The 22939-nt window shown below is 72.1% G+C and carries 27 protein-coding genes; 16 read left to right on the forward strand and 11 right to left on the reverse strand.

What is annotated here, in order from left to right; genetic code table 11:
* The first annotated feature begins 55 nt into the window (after positions 1–55).
* The 6 genes from rhaS to ACFV7R_RS26060 all read left to right on the forward strand — a co-directional run bounded on the left by rhaS (position 56) and on the right by ACFV7R_RS26060 (position 6198).
* Positions 56–1138 carry a rhamnose ABC transporter substrate-binding protein gene (gene rhaS / locus ACFV7R_RS26035; RefSeq protein WP_129803233.1) on the forward strand — a complete coding sequence of 361 codons (1083 nt, stop codon included), beginning with the start codon at positions 56–58 and terminating at the stop codon, positions 1136–1138.
* A 17-nt stretch (positions 1139–1155) separates the two neighbouring features.
* Complete coding sequence (locus tag ACFV7R_RS26040; protein ID WP_073491415.1) at positions 1156–1476, forward strand: L-rhamnose mutarotase; 321 nt, start codon at positions 1156–1158, stop codon at positions 1474–1476.
* A gap of 15 nt (positions 1477–1491) precedes the next feature.
* Positions 1492–2916, forward strand: a complete 1425-nt coding sequence (locus tag ACFV7R_RS26045) for a BNR repeat-containing protein (protein ID WP_385267551.1) — start codon at positions 1492–1494, stop codon at positions 2914–2916.
* Between the two features lie 79 nt (positions 2917–2995).
* Entirely contained in the window at positions 2996–4021 is a 1026-nt protein-coding gene (locus ACFV7R_RS26050; protein ID WP_385267554.1) for a LacI family DNA-binding transcriptional regulator, read from the forward strand.
* 103 nt (positions 4022–4124) lie between these two features.
* The gene (locus tag ACFV7R_RS26055; RefSeq protein WP_385267556.1) at positions 4125–5426 is read left to right on the forward strand and encodes an alpha/beta fold hydrolase; all 1302 of its coding nucleotides are present in this window, start codon (positions 4125–4127) and stop codon (positions 5424–5426) included.
* A 28-nt stretch (positions 5427–5454) separates the two neighbouring features.
* Positions 5455–6198, forward strand: coding sequence for a PIG-L deacetylase family protein (locus ACFV7R_RS26060; RefSeq protein ID WP_385267559.1), 744 nt, complete (start codon positions 5455–5457; stop codon positions 6196–6198).
* A gap of 7 nt (positions 6199–6205) precedes the next feature.
* On the opposite strand, the gene ACFV7R_RS26065 is transcribed toward ACFV7R_RS26060, so the two are convergent.
* Entirely contained in the window at positions 6206–6406 is a 201-nt protein-coding gene (locus ACFV7R_RS26065; protein ID WP_385267561.1) for a DUF5999 family protein, read from the reverse strand.
* Positions 6407–6555: 149 nt separating this feature from the next.
* On the opposite strand from ACFV7R_RS26065, the gene ACFV7R_RS26070 reads away from it, so the two are divergent.
* Together ACFV7R_RS26070 and ACFV7R_RS26075 are read left to right on the forward strand one after the other, a co-directional pair.
* Positions 6556–7377 (forward strand): pentapeptide repeat-containing protein, encoded by an 822-nt coding sequence (locus ACFV7R_RS26070; protein WP_385267564.1) that lies wholly within the window; start codon positions 6556–6558, stop codon positions 7375–7377.
* A gap of 96 nt (positions 7378–7473) precedes the next feature.
* Positions 7474–8199 carry a DUF2470 domain-containing protein gene (locus ACFV7R_RS26075; protein WP_385267567.1) on the forward strand — a complete coding sequence of 242 codons (726 nt, stop codon included), beginning with the start codon at positions 7474–7476 and terminating at the stop codon, positions 8197–8199.
* On the opposite strand, the gene ACFV7R_RS26080 is transcribed toward ACFV7R_RS26075, so the two are convergent.
* From ACFV7R_RS26080 to ACFV7R_RS26095, 4 genes are all read right to left on the reverse strand, one after another.
* Positions 8167–9366, reverse strand: a complete 1200-nt coding sequence (locus tag ACFV7R_RS26080; RefSeq protein WP_385267570.1) for a lactonase family protein — start codon at positions 9364–9366, stop codon at positions 8167–8169. The two genes, ACFV7R_RS26075 and ACFV7R_RS26080, sit on opposite strands and share 33 nt — an antisense overlap.
* Positions 9367–9478: 112 nt before the next feature.
* Positions 9479–10525: a hypothetical protein gene (locus ACFV7R_RS26085; RefSeq protein ID WP_385267573.1), complete on the reverse strand. Its 1047-nt coding sequence runs from the start codon at positions 10523–10525 to the stop codon at positions 9479–9481.
* Between the two features lie 46 nt (positions 10526–10571).
* Positions 10572–11828, reverse strand: coding sequence for an aromatic acid exporter family protein (locus tag ACFV7R_RS26090; RefSeq protein WP_385267576.1), 1257 nt, complete (start codon positions 11826–11828; stop codon positions 10572–10574).
* 46 nt (positions 11829–11874) lie between these two features.
* On the reverse strand, positions 11875–12369 hold the full coding sequence (locus ACFV7R_RS26095; protein ID WP_385267579.1) for an FBP domain-containing protein: 495 nt from the start codon (positions 12367–12369) through the stop codon (positions 11875–11877).
* A 186-nt stretch (positions 12370–12555) separates the two neighbouring features.
* Here ACFV7R_RS26095 and ACFV7R_RS26100 point away from each other — a divergent pair, with 186 nt between their 5' ends.
* Positions 12556–12828, forward strand: coding sequence for a hypothetical protein (locus ACFV7R_RS26100; RefSeq protein ID WP_385267582.1), 273 nt, complete (start codon positions 12556–12558; stop codon positions 12826–12828).
* 16 nt (positions 12829–12844) lie between these two features.
* Here the strand turns inward: ACFV7R_RS26100 and ACFV7R_RS26105 are convergent, their stop codons facing one another.
* The 3 genes from ACFV7R_RS26105 to ACFV7R_RS26115 form a co-directional block, all read right to left on the reverse strand.
* Positions 12845–13873 (reverse strand): SDR family oxidoreductase, encoded by a 1029-nt coding sequence (locus tag ACFV7R_RS26105; protein WP_385267585.1) that lies wholly within the window; start codon positions 13871–13873, stop codon positions 12845–12847.
* A gap of 324 nt (positions 13874–14197) precedes the next feature.
* Positions 14198–14854: an HAD family hydrolase gene (locus tag ACFV7R_RS26110; protein ID WP_385267588.1), complete on the reverse strand. Its 657-nt coding sequence runs from the start codon at positions 14852–14854 to the stop codon at positions 14198–14200.
* 76 nt (positions 14855–14930) lie between these two features.
* Positions 14931–15968 (reverse strand): PHP domain-containing protein, encoded by a 1038-nt coding sequence (locus ACFV7R_RS26115; RefSeq protein WP_385267591.1) that lies wholly within the window; start codon positions 15966–15968, stop codon positions 14931–14933.
* Positions 15969–16091: 123 nt separating this feature from the next.
* Between ACFV7R_RS26115 and ACFV7R_RS26120 the strand changes: the two genes are divergently transcribed.
* Positions 16092–16328 (forward strand): hypothetical protein, encoded by a 237-nt coding sequence (locus ACFV7R_RS26120; protein WP_385267594.1) that lies wholly within the window; start codon positions 16092–16094, stop codon positions 16326–16328.
* 12 nt (positions 16329–16340) lie between these two features.
* Here ACFV7R_RS26120 and ACFV7R_RS26125 read toward each other — a convergent pair whose 3' ends face one another.
* Complete coding sequence (locus ACFV7R_RS26125; protein ID WP_385267597.1) at positions 16341–17573, reverse strand: ricin-type beta-trefoil lectin domain protein; 1233 nt, start codon at positions 17571–17573, stop codon at positions 16341–16343.
* 137 nt (positions 17574–17710) lie between these two features.
* Positions 17711–18256 (reverse strand): VanZ family protein, encoded by a 546-nt coding sequence (locus ACFV7R_RS26130; RefSeq protein WP_385267599.1) that lies wholly within the window; start codon positions 18254–18256, stop codon positions 17711–17713.
* 214 nt (positions 18257–18470) lie between these two features.
* On the opposite strand from ACFV7R_RS26130, the gene ACFV7R_RS26135 reads away from it, so the two are divergent.
* The 6 genes from ACFV7R_RS26135 to ACFV7R_RS26160 are packed head-to-tail and all read left to right on the forward strand — an operon-like array spanning position 18471 to position 22211.
* Positions 18471–18653 carry a hypothetical protein gene (locus tag ACFV7R_RS26135; protein WP_385267602.1) on the forward strand — a complete coding sequence of 61 codons (183 nt, stop codon included), beginning with the start codon at positions 18471–18473 and terminating at the stop codon, positions 18651–18653.
* On the forward strand, positions 18650–19102 hold the full coding sequence (locus ACFV7R_RS26140; protein ID WP_385267605.1) for a monovalent cation/H+ antiporter complex subunit F: 453 nt from the start codon (positions 18650–18652) through the stop codon (positions 19100–19102). Before ACFV7R_RS26135 ends, ACFV7R_RS26140 begins: the two co-directional genes overlap by 4 nt.
* Positions 19095–19355 (forward strand): hydrogenase subunit MbhD domain-containing protein, encoded by a 261-nt coding sequence (locus tag ACFV7R_RS26145; protein WP_385267607.1) that lies wholly within the window; start codon positions 19095–19097, stop codon positions 19353–19355. The genes ACFV7R_RS26140 and ACFV7R_RS26145 overlap by 8 nt, the downstream gene beginning before the upstream one ends.
* Positions 19352–20104, forward strand: coding sequence for an MnhB domain-containing protein (locus ACFV7R_RS26150; protein WP_385267609.1), 753 nt, complete (start codon positions 19352–19354; stop codon positions 20102–20104). Before ACFV7R_RS26145 ends, ACFV7R_RS26150 begins: the two co-directional genes overlap by 4 nt.
* The gene (locus ACFV7R_RS26155) at positions 20104–20451 is read left to right on the forward strand and encodes a sodium:proton antiporter (protein ID WP_385267611.1); all 348 of its coding nucleotides are present in this window, start codon (positions 20104–20106) and stop codon (positions 20449–20451) included. The genes ACFV7R_RS26150 and ACFV7R_RS26155 overlap by 1 nt, the downstream gene beginning before the upstream one ends.
* Positions 20451–22211: a complex I subunit 5 family protein gene (locus ACFV7R_RS26160; protein ID WP_385267613.1), complete on the forward strand. Its 1761-nt coding sequence runs from the start codon at positions 20451–20453 to the stop codon at positions 22209–22211. Before ACFV7R_RS26155 ends, ACFV7R_RS26160 begins: the two co-directional genes overlap by 1 nt.
* Here ACFV7R_RS26160 and ACFV7R_RS26165 read toward each other — a convergent pair whose 3' ends face one another.
* The gene (locus ACFV7R_RS26165) at positions 22212–22874 is read right to left on the reverse strand and encodes a DUF4230 domain-containing protein (protein ID WP_385267615.1); all 663 of its coding nucleotides are present in this window, start codon (positions 22872–22874) and stop codon (positions 22212–22214) included.
* Between the last annotated feature and the right edge of the window lie 65 nt (positions 22875–22939).

Genomic DNA, 22939 nt, shown 5'->3' on the forward strand with positions numbered 1-22939 from the left:
CGCAGTTCCCCGCGCCCCTAGGGGCATCCACTCACCCTCGTTAAAAGGATCCGACATGCGCAAGGCATCCCTCCGCCGCACCTGCGCGGCCCTCGCCGCCGTCACCTCGCTCGCCCTCGCCGCCACCGCCTGCGGTGGCACCACCAAGGAGGACGTCGCCAATGAGGACGCGTCCGCCGCGACCGCCGGCAAGGCCGACCCGAACGCCGAACTCAAGAAGGGCCTGACCGTCGGCTTCCTGCCCAAGCAGGTCAACAACCCCTACTTCACCACCGCCGACAAGGGCGGCGAGGCGGCCCTGAAGGAGCTGGGCTCCAGCTACAAGGAGGTCGGCCCGTCCAGCGCCACCGACACCTCCGGGCAGGTCTCCTACGTCAACACGCTCACCCAGCAGCAGGTCGACGCGATGGCCGTGTCCGCGCAGGACCCGGGCGCCCTGTGCACCGCGCTCAAGCAGGCCATGAGCAACGACATCAAGGTCGTCACCTACGACTCCGACACCAAGCCCGACTGCCGCAACGCCTTCGTCTCGCAGGCGTCCGCCGAGGACCTGGGCCGCACCGAGGTGCAGCTCCTCGCCGAGCAGATCGACTACAAGGGCGAGATCGCGATCCTGTCCGCCGCGCAGACCGCGACCAACCAGAACACCTGGATCGAGTTCATGAAGGACGAGCTCAAGGATCCCAAGTACAAGGACATGAAGCTCGTCAAGGTCGCCTACGGCAACGACGACGCCCAGCAGTCCTTCCAGCAGACCCAGGGCCTGCTCCAGGAGTACCCGAACCTGAAGGGGATCATCTCCCCGACCACCGTCGGCATCAAGGCCGCCGCCCAGTACCTGTCCGGCTCGAAGTACAAGGGCAAGGTCAAGCTGACCGGCCTCGGCACCCCCAACGACATGCGCAAGTACGTCAAGAACGGCACCGTCGAGGCGTTCGAGCTCTGGGACCCGGCCAAGCTGGGCGAGCTGGCCGCCCGTACCGCCGTCGCGCTGGCCTCCGGGCAGATCACCGGCAAGGAGGGCGAGACCTTCACCGCCGGCGACATGGGCGAGTACACCATCGGCAAGGACGGCGTGATCAGCCTCGGCAAGCCGACCGTGTTCGACGCCAAGAACATCGACCAGTTCAACTTCTGATTCTCCGGGGGCTGTTGATGCAGCGTGTGTGCTTTCTGCTGAAGGTCCGGGCGGACCGCCTCGACGAGTACCGTGAGCGGCACGCCGCCGTGTGGCCCGAGATGCTCGAGGCGCTCTCGGCCACCGGCTGGCACAACTACTCCCTCTTCCTGCGCGAGGACGGACTGCTGGTCGGCTACTTGGAGACCGAGGACTTCGCCGCCGCCCAGGCCGGCATGGAAGCCACCGAGGTCAACGCCCGTTGGCAGGCGGAGATGGCGCCGTTCTTCGAGTCGCTGGACGGCGCCCGACCCGACGAAGCGATGAAGCCCCTGACCGAAGTCTTCCACCTGGCCTGAACCGGAGCTGCTGTCATGAGAAGACGTACCGTGCTCGCAACAGCCCTGCTGAGCGCCGTGGCCGGCCCCGGCCTCGGCGCCGGCACCGCCCGGGCCGCCGACCCGGGCCCCTCGGTGACCCCGACCGGCACCACCACGCTCGACAGCCAGGCCGTCTTCTTCGTGTCGTACGACGGCCTGGTCAACAACAACGCCTTCCAGAAGAACGGCCTGCTCACCTACAAGGGCTATCAGTACGCCGCCTGGTACACGGCCGACCGCAACGCCGTCGTCGGCCGCCGCGCCCTCGGCGCCACCACCTGGTCCACCGTCAAGGTCGGCCACACCCTCCGCTACAACGACTCCCACAACGTCATCTCGATGGGTGTCTCCAGGATCGACGGCCGCCTGCACCTCAACATGGACTCCCACAGCGACGGCTTCACCTACGTCAAGTCCGTCGCCGGCCTCCTGGACAACCCGGCCGGCCTGTCCTGGACCACGAGCCGCTTCGGCGCCACCATGTCCACGCTCGACGGCCTCACCCTGACGACCCAGTTCACCTACCCCCAGTTCATCGCCACCCCCGAGGGCCGCCTCCAGCTCAGCTACCGCGTCGGCATCTCCGGCAACGGCCGCAACGCCCTCGCCGAGTACGACGGTTCGACCTGGACCGCCCTCGGTGAATGGACCAGCTCCACCGGCACCTACACCAGCGAGCACGGCTCCAGCACCGCCCGCAACATGTACCTGCACGGCATCGACTACGACCGGGGCGGCCGACTGCACTCCTTCTTCACCTGGCGCGAGCAGTCGAACGCCGTGATGTGCAACAGCGGCGGCATCACCAACCACGACACCGGCTACGTCTACTCCGACGACCGCGGCCGCACCTGGCGCAACAACGCCGGCACCGTCGTCGGCACCACCGGCGGCTCCGACCGCGTCTCCGTCACCGACGCCGGCCTGGTCGTCGACCCGCTCAACCCGGACCACTCCCTGATGAACCAGGAGAGCCAGTTCACCGACTCCGCCGGCCTCCCGCACGCGATCATCAGCTACGTGCCCGGCCGCTTCGGCCAGTGCACGACGAACTACGTCGCGAACCGTACTGCCAACGGCCGTGCCTTCCACGTCCGGAAGAACTCCTCGGGCACCTGGCAGAAGACCGAGATCCCGGTCCCGCTGAACTCCAGCCAGCGCACCAAGCTGGTCCTGGACAAGTACGACAACGCGTACGCGATCTTCCCGTTCGGCCGGATCGCGGGCGCCTCCAAGGCCTCCGGGTACACCGACTGGAAGCTCCTGTACGACGGCAGCGGCCTCAACGCCTTCGGCGAGGTCGTGACCGACGAGACACGGGTCGCCCAGGACGGCGTGCTCTCTTTCATGTACCAGGAGAAATCCAGCGGCACCACGCCCTCGCCGCTCCATGTCGTCGACTTCCGGCTGCCCGCGTGAGGGCGGCTGCCGCGGGGCGGCGTGCGGGTAGTGTGAAGGCCTTCCCGTCGCCCCACGTTCCCCTGGAGGTCGCTGCCTGATGGGCCAGTCGGTGGGTATCAAGGACGTCGCCCGCGTCGCCGGTGTCTCCGTGGGCACCGTCTCCAACGTCATCAACCGGCCGGAGACGGTCGCCACCGAGACCCGCGCGCGCGTGCTGTCCGCCATCGACCGGCTCGGCTACGTCCGCAGCGAGTCCGCCCGCCAACTGCGCGCGGGCCGCAGCCGGATCATGGGCCTGCTCGTCCTCGACATGGGCAACCCGTTCTTCGTCGACGTCGCCCGCGGCGCCGAACGGGCCGCGCGCGAGGCCGGCCTCGGCGTCATGGTCTGCAACAGCGCCCAGGACCCGACGGAGGAAGCGGAGTACCTCTCCCTCTTCGCCGAGCAGCGGGTGCGCGGCGTGCTGCTCACCCCGGCCGACGCCACCGGCCGGAACATCGACACCTTCCGCCGCCACAACATCCCCTTCGTCCTCGTCGACCGGGTCGCCGAGGGCACCACCGAGTGCTCCGTCTCCGTCGACGACGTGGCGGGCGGCGCTCTGGCCGTACGCCATCTGGTGGACGCCGGGCACCGCTCCATCGCGTACGTCAGCGGGCCGCCCGGCCTGAACCAGGTGCGCGACCGGCGTACCGGCGCCCTGAACGCGCTCGCCGAGGCCGGCCTCGGCCCCGACGCGCTGCGCGAACTGCCCACCGAGCGGCTCGACGTCGCGGCCGGCCGGGACGCCGGCGCCCGCCTGCTCGGCCTCGCCGAGCGCCCCACCGCCGTCTTCTGCGCCAACGACCTGCTCGCCCTCGGCGTCCTGCAGGCCATGTACGCGGCCGGTGTCGGCGTCCCCGACGACCTCGCCATCGTCGGCTACGACGACATCGAGTTCGCCGCCGCCGCGGCCGTCCCCCTCACCTCCGTACGGCAGCCCGCCGTCACCATGGGCGCCCTGGCCGCCGAGCTGCTCCTGGAGGAGACGGAGGCGGAGAGCGTGCCGACCCGGCACGAGCACCGGCGGGTCGTGCTCCAGCCGGAGCTGGTGGTGCGCCGCTCCAGCCTCCCGGGCCGCTGAACCGCCGGTCAGCAGCCGTTCATGATCCCCGGTCCGGCCTGCCGGACGCGCATGTGCTGAACTGGGACGCGGCCCGCACCGTCGTCCGCACCCGGGAGACCCGTTGAGCGTCAGCTACCGCCAGCCCGGCGTCGTCCTCACCGACCGCCACTTCACCGTGCCCCTCGACCACGACGACCCGCAGGGGGAGACGATCGAGCTGTACGCCCGCGAGGTCGTCGCGAGCGACAAGGCGGACCAGGACCTGCCCTGGCTGGTCTACCTCCAGGGCGGCCCCGGCTTCGGGGCGAATCGTTTCGTCGGGAAGCAGGCCTGGCTCGGCCGCGCCCTGGAGGAGTACCGCGTACTCCTTCTCGACCAGCGCGGCACCGGCCACTCCACCCCCGCCAACCGGCAGACGCTCCCGCTGCGCGGCGGCCCGGCCGAGCAGGCCGCGTACCTGGCGCTGTTCCGCGCCGACTCGATCGTCCGTGACTGTGAGGCGATCCGCCCCGCGGTCACCGGCGGCGCCCCCTGGACCGTCCTCGGCCAGAGCTTCGGCGGCTTCTGCACGGTCACCTACCTGTCGACCGCCCCCGAAGGCCTGCGCGCCGCGCTCATCACCGGCGGGCTCCCCGCGCTCGACGCGCACGCCGACGACGTCTACCGGGCCGCCTACCCGCGCATCGAGCGCAAGGTCATGGCGCACTACGCGCGCTACCCGCAGGACGTCGAACGCGCCCGCCGCATCGCCGATCACCTGCTGACGCACGACGTGGTCCTGCCAGGCGGCTACCGGCTCACCGTCGAGGCCTTCCAGTCCGTCGGCATCCTCCTCGGCGGCTCCGAGGGCAGCCACCGCCTGCACCACCTCCTGGAGCACGCCTTCGTCCGCACCCCGCAGGGAGCGGCCCTCTCCGACGCGTTCCAGGAGGAGGTCCAGGGTGTGCTGTCCTACGCGAGCCACCCCCTGTACGCCCTCGTCCACGAGGCGATCTACGGCCAGGACGGGCGGCCCACCGACTGGTCGGCCGAGCGGGTCCGCGCGGAGTTCGGGCAGTTCGACGCCGCCAAGGCGCTCGCGGGCGACGGACCGCTGCTGTTCACGGGGGAGTCCGTCCACCCCTGGACGTTCGACTGCGACCCGGCTCTGCGCCCCCTGCGCGAGACCGCCGACCTGCTCGCCGCCCGCACCGACTGGCGGCCCCTGTACGACCCGGCGCGCCTCGCCGCCAACGAGGTGCCGGTCGCGGCGGCGATCTACCACGACGACATGTACGTCGACACCGCTCACTCGCTCGAGACCGCCCGCACGATCCGCGGTCTGCGGACCTGGGTCACCGACGAGTTCGAGCACGACGGGGTGCGGGCCTCGGGCCCGCGGGTCCTGGACCGACTGATCGCGCTGACGCGGGACGAGGTGTGAGTCCGGAGGCCCGGGCTAGGCTGCGGGCATGACCGAGCCGACGATCACTCAGCTCCAGCCCATGCCGGACGACTGGCAGCGCGCGCTCGCGGTCGTGGCGCACCCGGACGACCTCGAGTACGGCTGCTCGGCGGCGATCGCCACGTGGACCGACGCCGGACGCGAGGTGGCCTATGTCCTGGCCACCCGTGGCGAGGCGGGCATCGACACCCTGGAGCCTGCCAGTTGCGGCGCGCTGCGGGAGCGCGAGCAGCGGGCGAGTGCGGCCGTCGTCGGTGTATCGGTGGTGGAGTTCCTCGACCACAAGGACGGTGTCATCGAGTACGGCACCGCCCTGCGCCGTGACATCGCCGCCGCTATCCGCCGGCACCGGCCCGAGCTGCTCATCACCCTCAACCACCGGGATACCTGGGGCGGCGTCGCCTGGAACGCCCCGGACCACGTGGCCGTCGGCCGCGCCACGCTCGACGCGGCGGGCGACGCGGGCAACCGGTGGATCTTCCCGGAGCTCGTCGAGCAGGGCCTGGAACCCTGGAACGGCGTCCGGTGGGTCGCCGTCGCGGGTTCCGGCAGCCCCACGCACGCCGTGGACGCCACGCCCGGCCTGGAGCGCGGGGTGCGCTCGCTGCTCGAACACCGCGCCTACATCAAGGCGTTGACGGACGAGGACCCGGAAACGTACGTCCGGGGCTTTCTGACCGGCTTCGCGGAGGAGACGGGGAAGCGGTTCGGGGGCCGGCCCGCGGTGGCGTTCGAACTCTTCGGCCGGTGACGGAGTGTCAGGCGGCCACGGTCAGCGGCCCGACGACGCGGTGCGGGTTCACTACCCGTCCGTCCGGCAGGAGTTCACCGGTGTCGTCGAAGACGATGGTGCCGTTGCACAGCAGGTTCCACCCCTGCTCGGGGTGGGCCGACACGATCGTCGCGGTGTGGTGCTCGGGGCTGTCGGCGGTGGGGCAGGGTGGCTGATGGCGGCACATGACGTCTCCTCGATCCGGTGGGCTCCTGACCGCAGTCGGCTTGTATCTCTGTAGTAGCCGAAGCTGTTTTCCGTTGTGTGAGGGGACCCCCACAGGACCGGAAATTCATCGGTGAGTTTTCCTTTCGGGCGGGCCATTAGGCTGAGGGGATGCAAGAACACCCCGGCGACCTGGCCGACCTGCGTGGAGACTGCGCGAACTGCTTCGGGCTGTGCTGCGTCGCTCTGCCCTTCGCCGCCTCGGCGGACTTCGCGATCGACAAGGACGCCGGAAAGCCCTGCGCCAACCTGCGGGGCGATCACCGGTGCGGCATCCACGCCACGCTGCGGCAGCAGGGCTTCACCGGTTGCACGGTCTACGACTGCTTCGGCGCCGGACAGCGGGTCTCGCAGGTCACCTTCGGCGGACAGGACTGGCGGACCGGCTCCCGGGAGCAGGCCCGTCGGATGTTCGACGTGTTTCCCGTCGTGCGGCAGCTCCACGAACTGCTCTGGTACCTGACCGAGGCGCTCACCCTGCCCGCCGCCCGGCCCGTCCACGCCGACCTGCGACGGGCCCTGGAGGACACCGAGCGGCTCACCCGGCTGAGCGCCGACGACCTCGGCGCGCTGGACGTGGGTGCGCACCGGCAGGAGATCAACGTTCTCCTCCTGAAGACCAGCGAGCTGGCCCGGGCGGGCACCCGCGGGCGCCGGAAGAACCGCCGGGGGGCCGACCTGATCGGCGCCCGTCTCAAGGGTGCCGATCTGAGCGGCGCGAACCTCCGCGGTGCTCTGCTCATCGCCGCCGACCTGACCGGCGCCGATCTGCGCGGCGCCGACCTGATCGGCGCGGACCTGCGCGACGCCGACCTCACGGACGCCGATCTGACGGGCGCGTTCTTCCTGACCCAGCCGCAGGTCAATGCGGCCCGTGGGACGGCGGGCACCCGGCTGCCGGCATCGGTGCAGCGGCCTCCGCACTGGGGCTGACGCCCCCGGCGTACAGCAAACTCTGTGGTTCTGCCTGGTTGGCGTACGCCTGGATCTTCGATAGGTTAGGCAAGGCTTACCTAAGGAGGAACTGGGATGGGTGACAGTCACGCCTGGGCGGCCGTGCCCGCCACGGCGGAACGGGCCCGATCGGTGCTCGCCACCTCGTGGTCGTGCGCGGTGACCGCGGAGGGCGTCCGCGAGGAACTCGTCGGCGCGCACAGCGTGGCCGAGGACGGGCGGGTGATCCTGCAGGTGCCCGAGGACAGCGCGCTGCTCGCGGCCACGATCTGTGCGCCCCGCGGAGAGCCGTCCGCCGTCCTGGAGTTCGCCGACGTCGCGCCCGTCCCGATGCGCAACCGCATCCGGGCCCGGCTGTGGCTGGCCGGCTGGTTCGCCATCGAGGAGGGCCACCTGGCCTTCCGGGCCACCCGGGTGGTGCTGCGGCAGACGTCCGGCGCGGTGGTCGTCGACCTGGACGAGTTCGCCGCCGCCGCACCCGACCCGCTGGCCACCGCCGAGGCCCGGCTGCTGACCCATCTCGCCGACGCCCACCCCGACGCGGTCGAGCGCCTCACCCGCCTCGTCGAACCGGGCAGCCTGCACGGTGTGGTGCGCGTCCAGCCGCTCGCCGTCGACCGGCACGGACTGACGCTGCGGATCGAGCGCCGCCGCGCCCACGGCGATGTCCGGCTGCCCTTCCACACGCCCGCCGACGGCGTCGCCCAGCTCACCGAGCGCATGCATGTGCTGCTCGCGCAGGCGAGCGCCGCCTCCTGCCCCCGCGCGCTACAGCGGCAGCGCACAGACGGCGACGGGTGAGGTGAACGGCTCGCCCGCGAGCCGCAGTTCACCGTTGTCCGCGTTCACGCGGAAGACGCTCACGGTGCCGGACCGCTGGTTCGCCGCGAACAGCAGTGCACCGTCCGGCGAGAAGGCGATCTGCCGCGGGAAGTCACCCGCCACCGGAACCGTGTCCAGCAGTCGCAGCCGGGCGCCGTCGGCCTCCACCGCGTAGCGCGCGAGGCTGTTGTGGCCCCGGTTGGCGAGATACGCGTACGAGCCGTCCGCGGTGACGAGGATCTGCGCCGGGTAGTTGGTGCCCTCGCCCGCCCCCGTGGACTGGGCCTCGCCGACGGTCAGCCGTCCGGTCGCCGGGTCGTAGGCGCAGACCGCGACCGTGTCGTCGACCTCGTTGGCCAGATAGGCGTGCCGCCCACCGGGGTGGAAGGTGAGGTGGCGCGGACCGGCGCCCGGCCGGGTGCGGGCCTGCGACACCTCGCGGAGCGTGCCCCTGCGCTGGTCGAGGCGGTAGGTGTAGACGGTGTCCGTGCCGAGGTCGACCGCGAGAACATGGCGGCCGTCCGGGCTGGTGACGATCTGGTGGGCGTGCGGGCCCTCCTGGCCCGGCCCCGGTGCCGGAGTGGAGTGCGTGACCAGGTCGGTGCGCTCGCCGAGCGCACCCGAGGCGTCGATCGAGTGCACGGCCACGCTGCCGGAGGTGTAGTGGGCACTGAGCAGCCAGCGTCCGCTCGGGTGCGCGGAGAGATGGCAGGGGGCCGCGCCGCCGGTGCTGCGGCTGCCGAGGATCTTGCGGTCGGACAGCCGGACGGCGGTCACGGCGCCGTCCTCGCGCTCGCTGACCGCGTACAGGGTGCGGCCGTCCGGGTGCACCGCGAGGTACGACGGATCGCCGACGCCGGTGAGGGTTCCGGCGTCGGTGACGCGGCCGGTCGCCGGATCGTAGGTGGCCAGGCCGATGCCCGTGCCGCCGCCGTCGACGGAGGTGTAGGTGCCGATGTAGAGCGGGCGGGGCCCGGGGGACGGCTGGGGCGAGGCCTGCCCGGAACCGCCCGGTGACTTCTCGGGGGCCTCGTCCGCCGGTGTGCTTCCGCAGGCGGCCGACGCCGGCAGCGCCGCCACCGCCAGAGCCCCGACCAGGCGCCGCCTGCTCCAGCCGCCGCGCGACACCCGCGCACCCCTGCCCATTCCCGCACCTCAGATCACCGATCGGCCCTGTTGTGGCAGCCACCTTGGCGCGGATCACCCGGCAAGTGCAAGAACGGCAACGCCGGTTGCGCACAGCGCAACGACAGTGGGGCTACCAGTCGCCGTCCTCGACCGGCTTGCCCTGCGCGTCTCCCAGCGGTTTCACCTGGTGCGGGGCCGGGTTCTGCCAGGGCTCGTGGTCGTCGCCGAGCCAGTCGCCGACCGGCTTCACCCGGCCGAGGGCGTCGGTGGGGGCGAGGTCCTGGGCGTCTTCGTCGTAGTACTCGTACCACGGCAGTCCCGCACGGGTGTACGCCGCCCGGTCCACAGGTGACGGCGGGGGAGCCTCGCCCGTGATGCGGCGCCACTCCGGTGGCGTCACCAGATGCACGAAGACCCGCCCCGCGGGCTCCTCGGACCAGTCCGACAGCGGACGCTCGTCCCGGTAGACCTCCTGGCGCATCGAACCGCCGACCCCCAGCCCCATCGCCGCGGCGGCCCGGGGACGACCGCCCGCAGGCGCCGCCGCGGGGGCCGGCATCGCGCCCGGAGCGGGCGGCGCGGCCCCGTAGCCCGGGGCGGACAGGGGCATGGCCCGCGCCTGCTCCGCACGGCGCCGCTCCTGCTCGCGCCAGGTGGCCAGCGCGTCGCCGTTCAGCGGGAACGACTGCAGCTGTACGCCGCCCCAGACCTCCTCGCCCGTGACCTGGCCCTCCACGGTCGCCCCGACGCCCAGCGGCACCGCCACGAACTGGCGGACCGTGCCCTTCCCGGAGTTGATGCCGTCCAGCCACGGCTGCCGCGGCAGCACGACGTAGTTCTGCGGATCGCGGGCGAGCCGGCCGCTCCACGGCTTTCCCGAGACCGCGCACACCTTGCCCACCCCGACCTGCAGAGCGGCGGGTTCGGTCGTGCCCGCGAAGCTCAGCCACATGGCCTCGCGCAGATACACCGGCAGCATCACGCCGCCGCGCGCCCGCCACTGGTCGGGCACCGTCTCCGGGTAGTCCGCCACCCGTCGGACCGGGAACTCGCCGAGCCCCGGCGGCAGCGGATGCGTGCCCGTCTCGGGCAGCCGCAGCGTGCGGATGAACCGCACCGCCACGCCGCCCGGCAAGCGCAGAGTGTTCCCGTCGATCCGCACGGTGGTGTCGGCCATCGGCCCGCTCCCTCGCATCCGGGGCCGGCTTCGTCCCGGCGCTCCCTCACCAAGAACGCCCGCTCATCCCGGTACGGTTCCGCCACAGCTGCTCCTGAATGCCCATGCGCTCACGCAGCCGGGTGAGCCTCGGCAGGCGTTCGCGCTGCTCGCGGGTGTGGCGGTCCAGCTCCTCCAGCAGGCGGCGGGTGCGGTGCTCGGTGTCGAGTTCGTCGAGGATGCGGTTGACCTCGGTCAGTACGGCGCCGTACAGCTGCCACTGGTGGGGATCGCGCCGGACCTCGTCCAGGAGCAGCTGGGCCAGCTTGTCCCGGCTGCCCGCAGCCGTGCGCAGCTCGTTGGTCAGTCGCACCTCCGCCGATTCGGCGCTGACGCTGACATGCGTGGTGACCAGCACCGCGAAGCTGACCACGGCGTCGCCGATCTGGCACAGAAGCTGCTCGACGACGGCACCCGACTCCTTCTCGAACAGCGGCTCCGGTTCGCGTTCCTTCGCGAGGTCGGTGAGGGTGCGGGCGAGGACCCGCAGGACGACGGTGCAGATCTCCAGCGTGTCCAGACCGGTGCGCAGCACCACCCGGTGCAGCAGACCCTCACGCACCCGCGGATTGAGCCGCAGACTGTCCTCGGCCTGCCGCAGCGCCGCGTCCACCTGCACGATGTCGTGGTCCAGCCGCCGCGCCTCGTGCAGCCGTTCGGCCGCGAGGTCGACGGGGGTGCGGCCCGCGGCCTCCTCGCCGACATGCAGCATCAACTGCCGCATCCGGCGGGCCAGCCCATCGATCGACGCCCCCGCCTCGCCCACCCACACCGGCGCCGGCAACAGCACATTGCAGGCGAGGCCGACCACCGCACCGATCAGCGTCTCCAGGATCCGCGCCCACGCGGTGTCACCGACGGTGGTGACCCCGAGGACCAGCATCGCGCTGATCGCCACCTCGGGGACGTACTCGTCCACCCGCACCAGATGCCCGACCGCCAGCGCGGCGATGATCAGCAGCGCGAGGCTCCACCAGGTCAGGCCCACCAGGAGGCTGAAGGCGATGGCGACCAGGACCCCGGCCACCACCGAGTTCACCCGGCGGATGCCGTTGGTGAGGGTGGCGTACAGGGTGACCTGGACGACCAGCAACGCGGTCAGCGGCGCGGTGAGCGGTGCCGCCTCGGGGCTCAGGCGCAGCGCGATGACATACGCGACCGTCGCCGCGGCCGACGACCGCAGCGCCTGTACGACCACGGGATCCCGCAGCGCCTTCCGCACGGACCGCACGAGGGGTGCCGACCACTCTCGTACAACTCGCATGCCTTGGCCTGTTCCCTTTCCCCACAGGCATCGAACGTATCGAGCGTCAGGCGTGCAGCTTGTCGAGGAAGGCGGACAGGTTGCCCGTCGTCCGGGCGATCTGTTCCTCCAGCGTGAGGCTCTCCTCGAAGCGGGCCCCGGATTCCGAGATCTTCTTGCCCCGCACGTAGAGGGAGCAGGCGAGGTCGGTGCACATGTAGACACCGACGGAGTTCCCCTCGCGGCCCGCCGCGCCCGCCTTGCGGGCCGTCATCAACGACACGCCGCCCCGCGGATGCGTCGTGAGACAGAGCGAGCACATGCTGCGGTGCAGGTAACCGCGCTGCGGGGGCGGGAACCGCAGCGTCACTCCGACGAGCCGCCCCTCCCGCTCGGCGACCAGATAACTGCGGTCGGGTGCGCCGGGATCTCGCCAGCCGAGGAAATCCAGGTCGCTCCAGGGGCGTTCGCCGAGGTCACGCGGGACGGCCAGTCGTTTGGCCTCTCCCTTGGAACAGTTGATGAAAGAGGTGCGGATGTCCTGCTCGGTGAGCGATCGCATGGCGGTCTCCGAGGCTTTCGCCAAAAAACTAGGGGTCCTAGGTACTGGCCTAGGTTAGGTAGCCCCGACGCGGGGCAGCCACTGGATTTCCCGAGGGCTGAGCGACGGCTCATCACGAGGTGCGGTTTCGTCCTCATGGCCGGCGGTACTCGCGTGTGCCTGGGGACGACACGAAGGGAGCCCGTCGTGAGCCACCATCGACACGAGGAACCCGGCCGCAGCCCCGACCCGGTGTCCAGGGACCTGCCCGACCAGCAGGCCCGCGAAGGCGAGGAGGACCCCTGGGAGGTGCCCGCCCCCACCACGGACCGCGGCAGCGACGAGACGGCCGAGGCCGAGACCGAAGAGCCGGCCACCGATGTCCCCGACACGGACGAGGCGGGGACGGGCAGACAGGGTGCCCCGCGCTCGGCCACCGTGCACCCCGAGCACCCGGCACCGGACGAGTCGCCGGCCTGACCGCGCCGCGCGTGCGTCAGCCGACCTTGCGACCCCGCATCGGTTCCGTCTGGGCCCCCGCCCCTTGCTGGAGCCCCTGCAGGAACTCCTCGATCACCTCGGTCGCCGTGTACTCCGGCTGCCAGCCGAGTTCGGTGTGCGCGCGGTTGCAGTCCATGAGCGGCAGCCGGACGACGGCGTCGAAAAGATGCGGGGAGGCCGGCAGCAGATGCAGTCCCCACGCGGCGGCGATCGCCGAGCGGGCCGCGGTCCGGGGGAGCCGTACCGGACGGCTCCCGAGCAGCTTGCCCAGCAGTGCCGCATCGACCGGCGGATCGGCCGCGAGATTGAAGGCGCCCCGGGCGTCCGAGCCCACCGCGAGCAGATACGCCCTGGCCGCGTCGTCGGTGTGCAGCGCCTGTACGCGCAGTCCGGGTATGTCGGGCAGGAACGGCAGCAGCTCGGGACGGGCCAGCGGCCCCGGAAGGAACTTCCCGCCGAAGATCCGGCGCTGCTCGCTCGCCGACTCGCGTTTGAACAGGAAGGCGGGCCGCATCCGCACCACCCGGATCCCGGGATGCTCGCGCTCGAACGTGTCGAGGGTGCGTTCCAGGTAGGCCTTCTCCCGGCAGTACGCGGCGTCCGGCCAGCCGTGTGTCGGCCACGACTCGTCCACGGCGTCGTCCTTGGGCCCCGGCGAGTAGGCGCCCACCGAGGAGGCGTGGACCAGCGTCGGCACGCCCGCCGCGGCGACCGCGTCGAAGACCCGGATGCCGCCGAGCACGTTCGTGCGCCAGGTCGTGGCCGGCTCGTGCGTCGGCTGGAAGGCCCAGGCCAGATGGATCACGGCGTCGGCGCCCAGGAACTCCCTGACGAGATCGGCCTGTTCGGACGCGATGTCGACCGCCGACCAGTCGGTCTTCGGCGGCTGCCACTCGGGAAGCCGACGCGCCAGCCCCAGGACGGACCCGACCTGCGGGTCCTCCGAGAGAAGGCGCACAACACTGGTGCCGACGTTGCCGGTGGCGCCGGTGACGACGATCCTGCTGCCCGCTGCGTTGCTCACGTTCGGCTCCTCTCGGGCGTACTCCGGCGGGAGGGACCGAGTACCCGGACGTGTGAGCGCATACGCAGCAGTGCGCACGCAGGGGAAAGCCCCGACCGGACGGGGGATTCCGGCCGGGGCGGCCATGTGGTGGGCACGGATGGCGGTCGCCTCTCGGCGAAAGGCTCCACAGGGCTTCAGCCGAACGATCGTCCCTGTGGGCAAATGGTGAGGCCCGGGGACACTGTCCCATCCGCACCCACGGCCTGTTCAACGGGCGGGCACCCCTGGGTGTTCCGCCCAGCGCCGCACAGGGCGGTGATGTGTGTCACCTCCGGCGACGGTTCAGCTCAGCGCGCCGTCCGGCAGGGAGGCGAGCAGATGGGCGGGGCCGTCGTAGATCGCGTCCGCCCCGGACTCCTCCAGGTCGGCCCGCGGGATCCCGCCGCAGAGCACGCCCACGCAGCGCACCCCGGCCCTGCTGCCCGCCTGCATGTCCCACACGGTGTTGCCGACGAACACGGCCCGCTCGGCGGGCAGGCCGGCGAGTTCGAGGGCGTGGGCGACGGGCTCGGGCGCCGGCTTGCCCGCCGTCACGTCGTCGGCACTGGCCGTGGCGGTGATCGCCTCGTCCGCGTCGATGGCGCGGCGCAGCGCGGTCAGTTCCGGACCGCCCGCCGAGGTCGCGAGCACCACGGTCCACCCGTCCCGGTGCAGCCGGCGCAGCAGCCGACCGGCGTCCGGCAGCGGGGGCAGCCGGTCGAAGTACTGACCGTAGAGGACCTTGTGCGCGGTGCTGAGCTCGCCGTCGCGCTCCTTGTCCCGGTCGTCGCCCAGCAGGTGCGCGATCAGGTCGGAGGCGCTCAGGCCCACCGCGCGGTGGATGGCGTGCATCGGGATCCGGTGCCCCGCCTGCCGGAAGGCTTCCCACCAGGTCGCGACATGCAGGTGGTTGGTGTCGACGAGCGTCCCGTCGACGTCGAACACGGCCGCGCGATCCATGGCCAGTCCCTTCCGCTCTGCCTCATCAGCCGCACGAGTACCACGCGAGGGTCCCGCCAAGCCGTCCCGGTGGGGATCACCCCGCCCCGGCCGGAACCCGCCCCTCCCGCGTCCAGGTCAGCAGCTCGTCCGCCGACCACGTCGTCACCACCCGTTCCGCGGGCACCCCGCACTCCTCCGCCCGCGCGCAGCCGTGGAGCTGCCAGTCCAGCTGCCCCGGGGCGTGCGCGTCGGTGTCGATCGCGAAGAGAACGCCGGCCGCCACGGCCCGGCGCAGCAGCCGACGGGGCGGGTCGAGCCGTTCCGGGCGGCTGTTGATCTCCACCGCCGTGCCCGACTCGGCGCACGCCGCGAACACCTCGTCGGCGTCGAACTCCGACTCCGGCCGCCCCCGCCCGGTCACCAGCCGCCCGGTGCAGTGGCCGAGGACGTCCGCATGCGGACTGCGTACGGCGGTCACCATGCGGCGGGTCATCGGGCGGGCATCCATACGCAGCTTGGAGTGCACGGACACCACCACGACGTCGAGCTGCTCGAGCAGCTCCGGTTCCTGGTCGAGCGAGCCGTCCTCGAGGATGTCGCACTCGATGCCGGTCAGCAGCCGGAACGGAGCCCAGGTCCGGTTGAGGTCCGCCACCACGTCCAGCTGTTCGCGCAGCCGGCCGGCGGACAGCCCGCGGGCCACGGTCAGCCGTGGCGAGTGGTCGGTGAGCGCCGTCCACTCGTGTCCGAGCGCCGCAGCGGCCCGGCCCATCTCGTCGATCGGACTGCCGCCGTCCGACCAGTCGGAGTGCACATGGCAGTCCCCGCGCAGCCGCGCCCGCAGCCTCTCACCGCCCCGGACCGGCGGGCCGGCCGGCCCCGTCCCGCCTTCCAGCTGCTCCAGATAGCCGGGCACCTGTCCGGCCAGTGCCTCCCGCACCACCTGCGCGGTCTTCGGGCCGATTCCCTTGAGGGACTCCAGCGACCCGGCGGCGGCCCGCTCGCGCACCTCGTCCTCCGGCAGCGCCTTCAGTGTCCGCGCCGCGCTGCGGAAGGCACGGACGCGGTACGTCGGAGCCAGGGACCGCTCCAGCAGGAAGGCGATCCGGTCCAGGGCCTCGACGGGATCCATCGCCACCTCCTCCGGGACCCCTCCAGGGTTCCCCAGCAGTGCGGCGGCCGCACGGCGGCCGGCACCCGGCCACCGCCGGCGCACGAGGGTCGCGACGGCCGGATCCGACTTACGCTCGATGTCATGACCGAAATCGCGAGCCCCCATATCTCCCACCCGCGGATCATGGTGCTCGGCGTTCAGCCCGGGCGGCCGCCCTTCCGCATCGTGGAGATAGACGGTGAAGTGGTCGGGGCGGCGCGGGCCGTCACCGACGTCCTGGAGACCGCCGCCGCGTTCGGCATCACGGTCCACGACCTCGACGATCCGGAGGTGGTGCGATGGGTGGGCGGCGACAAGTTCACCTGGACCCCGCGCTAGGGCCGGTGGAGCTCAGCCGACCGTCCACTTCTGGTTGGCGCCGCCCGTGCAGGTCCAGATCTGCAACCGGGTGCCGTTGGCCGAGCTGTTGCCGGTGACGTCGAGACACTTGTCGGCCTGCGGATTGACGATGTCGTGCGCCGCGGTGACCGCCCATCGCTGGTTCGCGCCTCCCGCGCAGTCCCACAGCTGCACGGTCGAGCCGTCCGCGGTGCCGTGGCCGGTGACGTCCAGGCACTTGCCGAGCGCCCGGATCGTCCCGTCCGAGCCGACGGTCCACTGCTGCGCGGCGGAGCCGTTGCAGTCGTACAACTGTACGGGAGTGCCGTTGGTGGAGCTCGCCCCGGCGACGTCCACGCACTTGCCGGCCAGCCCTCTGATCGCCACGCCGGTCGGGGCGTCGCTGGTCGTCACCGACACATGGTCCACCACGAGCTGCTGCGGGAAGACCGTGGAGCCGTCCGGGTCGCCGGGCCAGTAGCCGCCCACCGCCAGGTTCATGATCAGGAAGAACGGCTTGTTGAACACCCAGGTCCTTCCGCCCAGGTCGGCGGGGGTCCGACGCTGGTAGACGTTCCCGTCGACGGACCAGGTGATCGAGTCGGGTGCCCAGTCGACGGCGAAGGTGTGGAAGCCGTCCGCGAAGGCCTGGCCGTTCGGCAGGGAGTAGGCGGCGCCGATGCCGCCCGAGCCGGAGTAGCCGGGACCGTGGATCGTGCCGTGGACCGTCGAGGGCTCGTAGCCGACGTTCTCCATGACGTCGATCTCGCCCGAGGCCGGCCAGCCTACGTCGCCCAGGTCGTTGCCGAGCATCCAGAACGCCGGCCACATGCCCTGCCCGCGCGGGACCTTCATCCGGGCCTCGACGTGCCCGTACTGTGCGGTGAACTTCCCCGCGGTGTTCAGCCGGGCCGAGGTGTACTCGCAACGGCCGTACCAGCACTGGTAGTTGTTCGGGTTCTCCCGGCGGGCCGTGATCACCAGGTGGCCCTGTCCGTCGAGGGCGGCGTTGTTCGTGCCGGGTGTGTAGTACTGCCGTTCGTGGTTGTTGACGTTGTCGCCGGTCTCGATCTGCCACTTGGAGGAGTCGGCCGCTGCCCCGGCGGGGCCGTCGAACGTGTCGGAGAAGGTCACCGCCCGGACGCCCGCCGGCTCTGCCCGGGCGGGGGCGATCGCGGCGGACGCGACGAGTACGGCGGACAGCGCGGCGAGCAGACAGCTGCGGAGCAGGCGTGGCGAGGGCAAGGGTTCTCCCTTCCGTACGGCGCCTCGGGGTGCGGGTGCGCCGACTGAGGTGGGGGGTGAAGGGGTCACCTTGATTCAAGAGGCGGGGGTAAGGGGCCGTCAATACCCAGGTACAGACCAATAGTTGAGGCTCGGCCTCAGCGGCGTACGTGCACCGCCCGGCCCAGCCGGCGCCCCAGCAGCAGATAGCCCGCCAGTGCTCCCACGGTGTTGAGGATGACGTCGTCGATGTCGAAGGCGCGGCCCGTGACCATCGCTCCCTGGGCCAGCTCCACCAGGAGCATGACGGTCGCGGTCAGCAGCAGCACGCGCAGGATCCCCCGCGCCCGCGGCGCAAGCACCGGCACCAGCACCCCGAAGGGCACCCCGAGCAGCAGATTGCCGCCGATCTGCCGGATCGCGTCACGCAGCGCCGGCTGGTCCAGATAGGCCTGGAGGGAGCGGCCCGGCCGCAGATTGCTGTGCGTCAGCGCCTCGGAGGCGGGGGAGGGCTGCAGGGTCACCCGGGCCAGCACGACCGCGAAGGCCACCATGACGGCGAAGGCGCACGCCATCGCCAGGGCGCGGCCGATCAGGGGAAGCAGCCGCCGCGGTGCGCGCGCCTTCCGGGCGGGGGGCTCGGGGGGCGGCTTGGCGGGGCGCGGGCGGGACAGGATGCGGGACAGCAAGGCTGCACGGGCCATTCGGTCCTCCAGTCTTCAACTTCCCATCTCTGTAAGGCGGTTACCCCGGACACCGACAACGATGCCGCGACCCGCCGCCGCGGTTTCGCCGTCTGCAGCCAGGGCACTCCGCCGAAGACCCGCGCGCGCCGCCCCGGCCTCCTCCCGGGCTGGTGCTTTGATGACACGGCGTGCTGACACAGCGTGACACGACGAACCGCGGAGGTGGCCGCCCATGATCCGGCGTACGACTCTGCTCGCGGTGGCCGAGGCACTGGCCTGGTGGGTGGCGCTCACCGGGGTGTGGCTGGTCCTCGTCAGCGCGGTCGACACCCTGGAGCTCGCCGTCGGGGCGGGCTCCGCCGGCGTGTCCGCCCTCGCGGCCGGCGCCGCGCGACGGGCGGTGACCGGATCGTGAACGGCTGGACGCTCGCGGCGGCCGTCACGCTCGGTGTCGGTCTGGCGGCCACCCTGTGGGGCGTGGTCACGGGGCCGCTCAGCCACCGCGTCACGGCCCAGAACCTGTCCACCGCCCTCGCCTGTCCCGGTCTGCTGCTGCTCTCCCAGGGCTACGACCGTCCGTCGTACGTCGATCTCGCGCTGGTCCTCGCCGTGCTGGGCCCCGTCGGCACCCTCGTGTTCGCGCGGCTGCTCGCCGGTGAACTGGCCGACGGCCCGCCGCCCGCCCGGTGGCCGACCTGGGCGGCCGCCGGCCTCGGCGCGGCCGTCGTCCTGGCGCTGTGCGCGGCGACCGGGCCCGGCCGCCAGACGGTCAAGCTCCTGGTGACCGGGGCGCTGCTGATCGGCGGGAACCTCGTCGCCGCCCGCGCGGCCGCCGGGGGATTCCGGGAGGTCCGCCGTGGCTGACGCGGTCGTCGTCATCGCGCTGCTGCTCGTGGCCGCGGGCGCGACTCTCGCCGTCGCGGTCCGCGACCCGGTGCGCCAGGCCCTCGTCCTGTCCGTCCTCGGCGTCGTGCTCGCCGTGCTGTTCACGGCGCTCCAGGCGCCCGACGTCGGTCTGTCGCAACTGGCCGCCGGCTCCGCCGTCACACCGCTGTTGCTGCTGCTCACCGTCCGCAAGGCCAGGCGGCGCGCACAGCAGAAGGGGCGGGCGAGGTGAACCGGCGCGCCCGGCTGTGGCTCGTGGCCGTCGGCGGCGCGGGACTCGCCGCGCTGCTCGTCGCAGCCTGCCTGCAGATGCCGGACTTCGGCGGCGAGAGGCATCCGTACGGCGACCGGGCCGTGCACGCGTCCCTCGACCGGCACACCGCCAACACCGTCGCCTCCGTCAACTTCGACCAGCGTGCCTTCGACACCCTCGGCGAGCTGAGCATCCTGTTCGCCGCCGTGCTGGGCTGCGTCGTCCTGCTGCGCCAGACCCGCGACGAACACCGCGCCCGGCCCGAACCCGCCGACGTGGACCCGCCGGTACGCCGCTACGCCCTGATCGTCCTGCCCGTCGCCCTGCTCACCGGCCTCTACGTCATCGCACACGGCCAGCTCAGCCCCGGCGGCGGCTTCCAGGGCGGCGTCGTCGCCGCGACCGCCCTGCACCTGCTCTACCTCGGCGCCGACTACCGCGCCCTGGAACGCATCCGGCCGGTCGGCCTGTACGAGGTCGGTGACGCGGCCGCCGCCTGCGCCTACCTCGTCCTGGGCCTGGCGGGCGTCCTCGCGGGCACCGCCTTCCTCGCCAACACCCTGCTGCCGTACGGCACGTTCAACACGCTGTCCTCCGGCGGCACCGTGCCGCTGCTGAACGCGGCCATCGGCATGGAGGTCGCCTGCGCGGTCGTCGTCCTGCTCGCCCGCTTCCTGGACCAGGCCGTCGAGATCGAGGAGGAGAACGAGGACGTGAGGCCGCTGTGATGGACGTACTGCCGTACCTGGTCGCCGCCTGGGTCTTCCTGGCCGGCTGCTACGGGCTGGCCACCAGCCGCAATCTGATCCACGCCGTCGGCTGTCTGTCCGTCTGCCAGGCCGCCACGTACGTGCTGCTGGTGGCCGTCGGCTACCGCGACGGTGCCACCGCTCCGGTGTACTCCGACACCGAGCCCGGCTCCCGCCCGGTCGTCGACCCGGTCGTCCAGGCACTCGCCCTCACCGACGTGGTCGTCGGCGCCACCGTCACCGCCCTGCTGCTCGCGCTGGTCATGCAGACCGCCAAGCGGCACGGCACGGTCGACCCCGACGAGCTCTCCGAGCTGCGCGGCTGATGCACCACCTGCTGCCGCTCCTCGTCGCCGTCCCCCTGCTCGGCGCCGCCGCGCTGGTCGCCGCGGGCCGCAGACTGCCCCGCGTCGTCGCCGAGACGGCCGGCTGCCTGGTCGCCGGGGGCACCGCCGCGCTCGCCGTCCTGCTGCTGCTCAACTCCTCGCCGCCCAGGACCGAATGGGTCGGCGGCTGGACGCCGGTGGACGGGCGGAGCGTCGGCATCGTCCTGGTCGGCGACGGACCCGGCCTCGGCATGGCCGTGCTCGCCTCGCTGCTCACGCTCGCCGCCCTGGTGTACTCCTGGCACTACTTCGACGAACCGCCCCGCCGGCACGCCGGCTCCTACCCCGCGCTCATGCTGGTGTTCCAGGCCGGCATGTGCGGCTTCGCGATCACCGGCGACCTGTTCAACGCGTTCGTCTTCTTCGAGCTGATGAGCGTCGTGGCGTACGCGCTCACCGGCTATCGCGTCGAGGAGGCCAAGGCCGTGCAGGGCGCGCTGACCTTCGGTGTCGTCAACTCCCTGGGCGCGTACGCCATGCTGATGGGCATCGGGCTGCTGTATGCGCGCACCGGTGAGCTGGCCATGGTGCAGATCGGCCGCGGACTGGACGCGCACGGCGGGCCCGACGCGCTGGTCCTCGCGGGCTTCGTCCTCGTCCTGACCGGGCTGCTGGTCAAGGCCGCCGCCGTGCCCTTCCACTTCTGGCTGCCGGACGCCCACGCCGTCGCCCCGACCCCGGTGTGCATGCTGCTGTCGGGCGTCATGGTCGAACTCGGCGTCTACGGCGTCTGGCGGGTGTACGGGACCGTGTTCGCCGGTCCCGGCGGAATCCCGGCGGCCGACCTGGAACGGGTCCTCGTCGCGGTGGGCGCGCTGACGGCGGCCGTCGGTGCCGTGATGTGCTGGTACCAGCGGCACATCAAACGCCTGCTCGCCTACTCGACCGTCGCCCACACCGGTCTGTTCCTGATCGGCGTCGGCGTGCTGACCCCGGAGGCGGACGACGGAGTCGCCCTGTACATCCTCGGCCACGCCGGTGTGAAGGCCGCGCTGTTCGCCTGCACCGGCATCCTGCTCGACCGCCACGGCACCGTCGACGAGCACACCCTGCACGGGCGGGCCCGGCAACTGCGCGGTGTCGCCGTGCTGTTCGCGGCCGGCGCCCTGGGCCTCGCCGGGCTGCCGCCGTTCGGCACGGCACTCGGCAAGTCGGTCACGGAGGAGGCCGCGGGCGGCCCGCTCACCGTGCTGTATGTGTTCGCCTCGGCGGTCACGGCGGGCGCGGTACTGCGGGTCGCCGCGCGGGTGTTCCTCGGCCTCGGGCCCCCGCCGCCGAAGGCGGGGGAGTACGAGACGACCGGCTCCGGGGAGGAGCCCGAGACCCGTGGACGGATCGGTTTCGTACCCGACACCATGACGGCCGTCCCGGCACTGCTGCTCGCCGGAGCTCTTGCCGTCGGGGCGACCCCCGGCTTCGGCGACATGGTGGCGCATGCCGTGAACGAGGCCGGCTCCGGCGGGGCCGTCGTCGCCGTGCACTGGACACCGCTCGGCATCCTGCTGGGCTTCGTGTCGACCCTGCTGGCCGTGGGCCTGGCCGCCGTGGCCGTCACCCGCCCGAAGCTGCTCGCCGCCCCGGACCGGGCGCTGCCGCTGCGGCGCCTGCAGTCCGGGCACGTCGGGGACTACGTGGCCTGGCTGCTGGTGGGCGCCACGCTGCTCGGCGTGCTCACCCTGCCCGGCGTCCCGGCCACCTGATCAGGTTCCGTAGGTGACCCGTACCTCCTTGAAGCCGAGGGAGCCCAGCAGGCCTTCCAGCATGCCGGTGGTGTTGGACTCGGCCCGCTCGGTGAGCTCGCTCTCCTTCGCCGCGGCACGGATGTGCCGCACCGCGAGCTGCTGCACGGCCTGTTCGCTGTTCGGGTTGTCCGAAAACAGATCGCCCAGCCGGTCGAGCAGACCGCGCTGCTTGGACACGGCGTAGGAACGGTCGGTGTCGAGGGCGGGTTCGCCGAGTGCCGCGTGCGGCAGCCGGAGCGTGGCGGACGTACGGTCCTCGTCGACCGTCACGTCGTCCTTGCCGAGCCTGCCGAGGTCGACGTAGGCGTCGACGGTGCCCGCGCCGACGTACAGGGTCCGGGTGCCGCGGATCGCGTCGGGCAGGTACTTGGTGTCCTTCTCCAGATCGACGACGACCTGGAAGTTGCCGGAGGCGGCGTCGTAACGGCTGATGTCCTGGATCGACTTGAGCAGGGCCGGACCCGAGCGGTCGTGCGTCTCGGTGCCGAACAGGTCTCTCAGTCCCGGCAGCACGCTCAGCCGGATCCCGGCGAACAGCACGACGAGCACCAGCACGAGGGCGCTCACGGCCTTCGCCCAGCCGGGCAGGCGCCGGGGGAGGCGCTTGATGGAAGTCGTCATGGCGACGGTCCTCCTTCCTCCTGTCCACATGCCCTCAAATCCCTTGCCCCACCGCATGGTTGACC

The organism is Streptomyces sp. NPDC059866 (assembly GCF_042731325.1).
GTDB lineage: Bacteria > Actinomycetota > Actinomycetes > Streptomycetales > Streptomycetaceae > Streptomyces > Streptomyces flavusporus.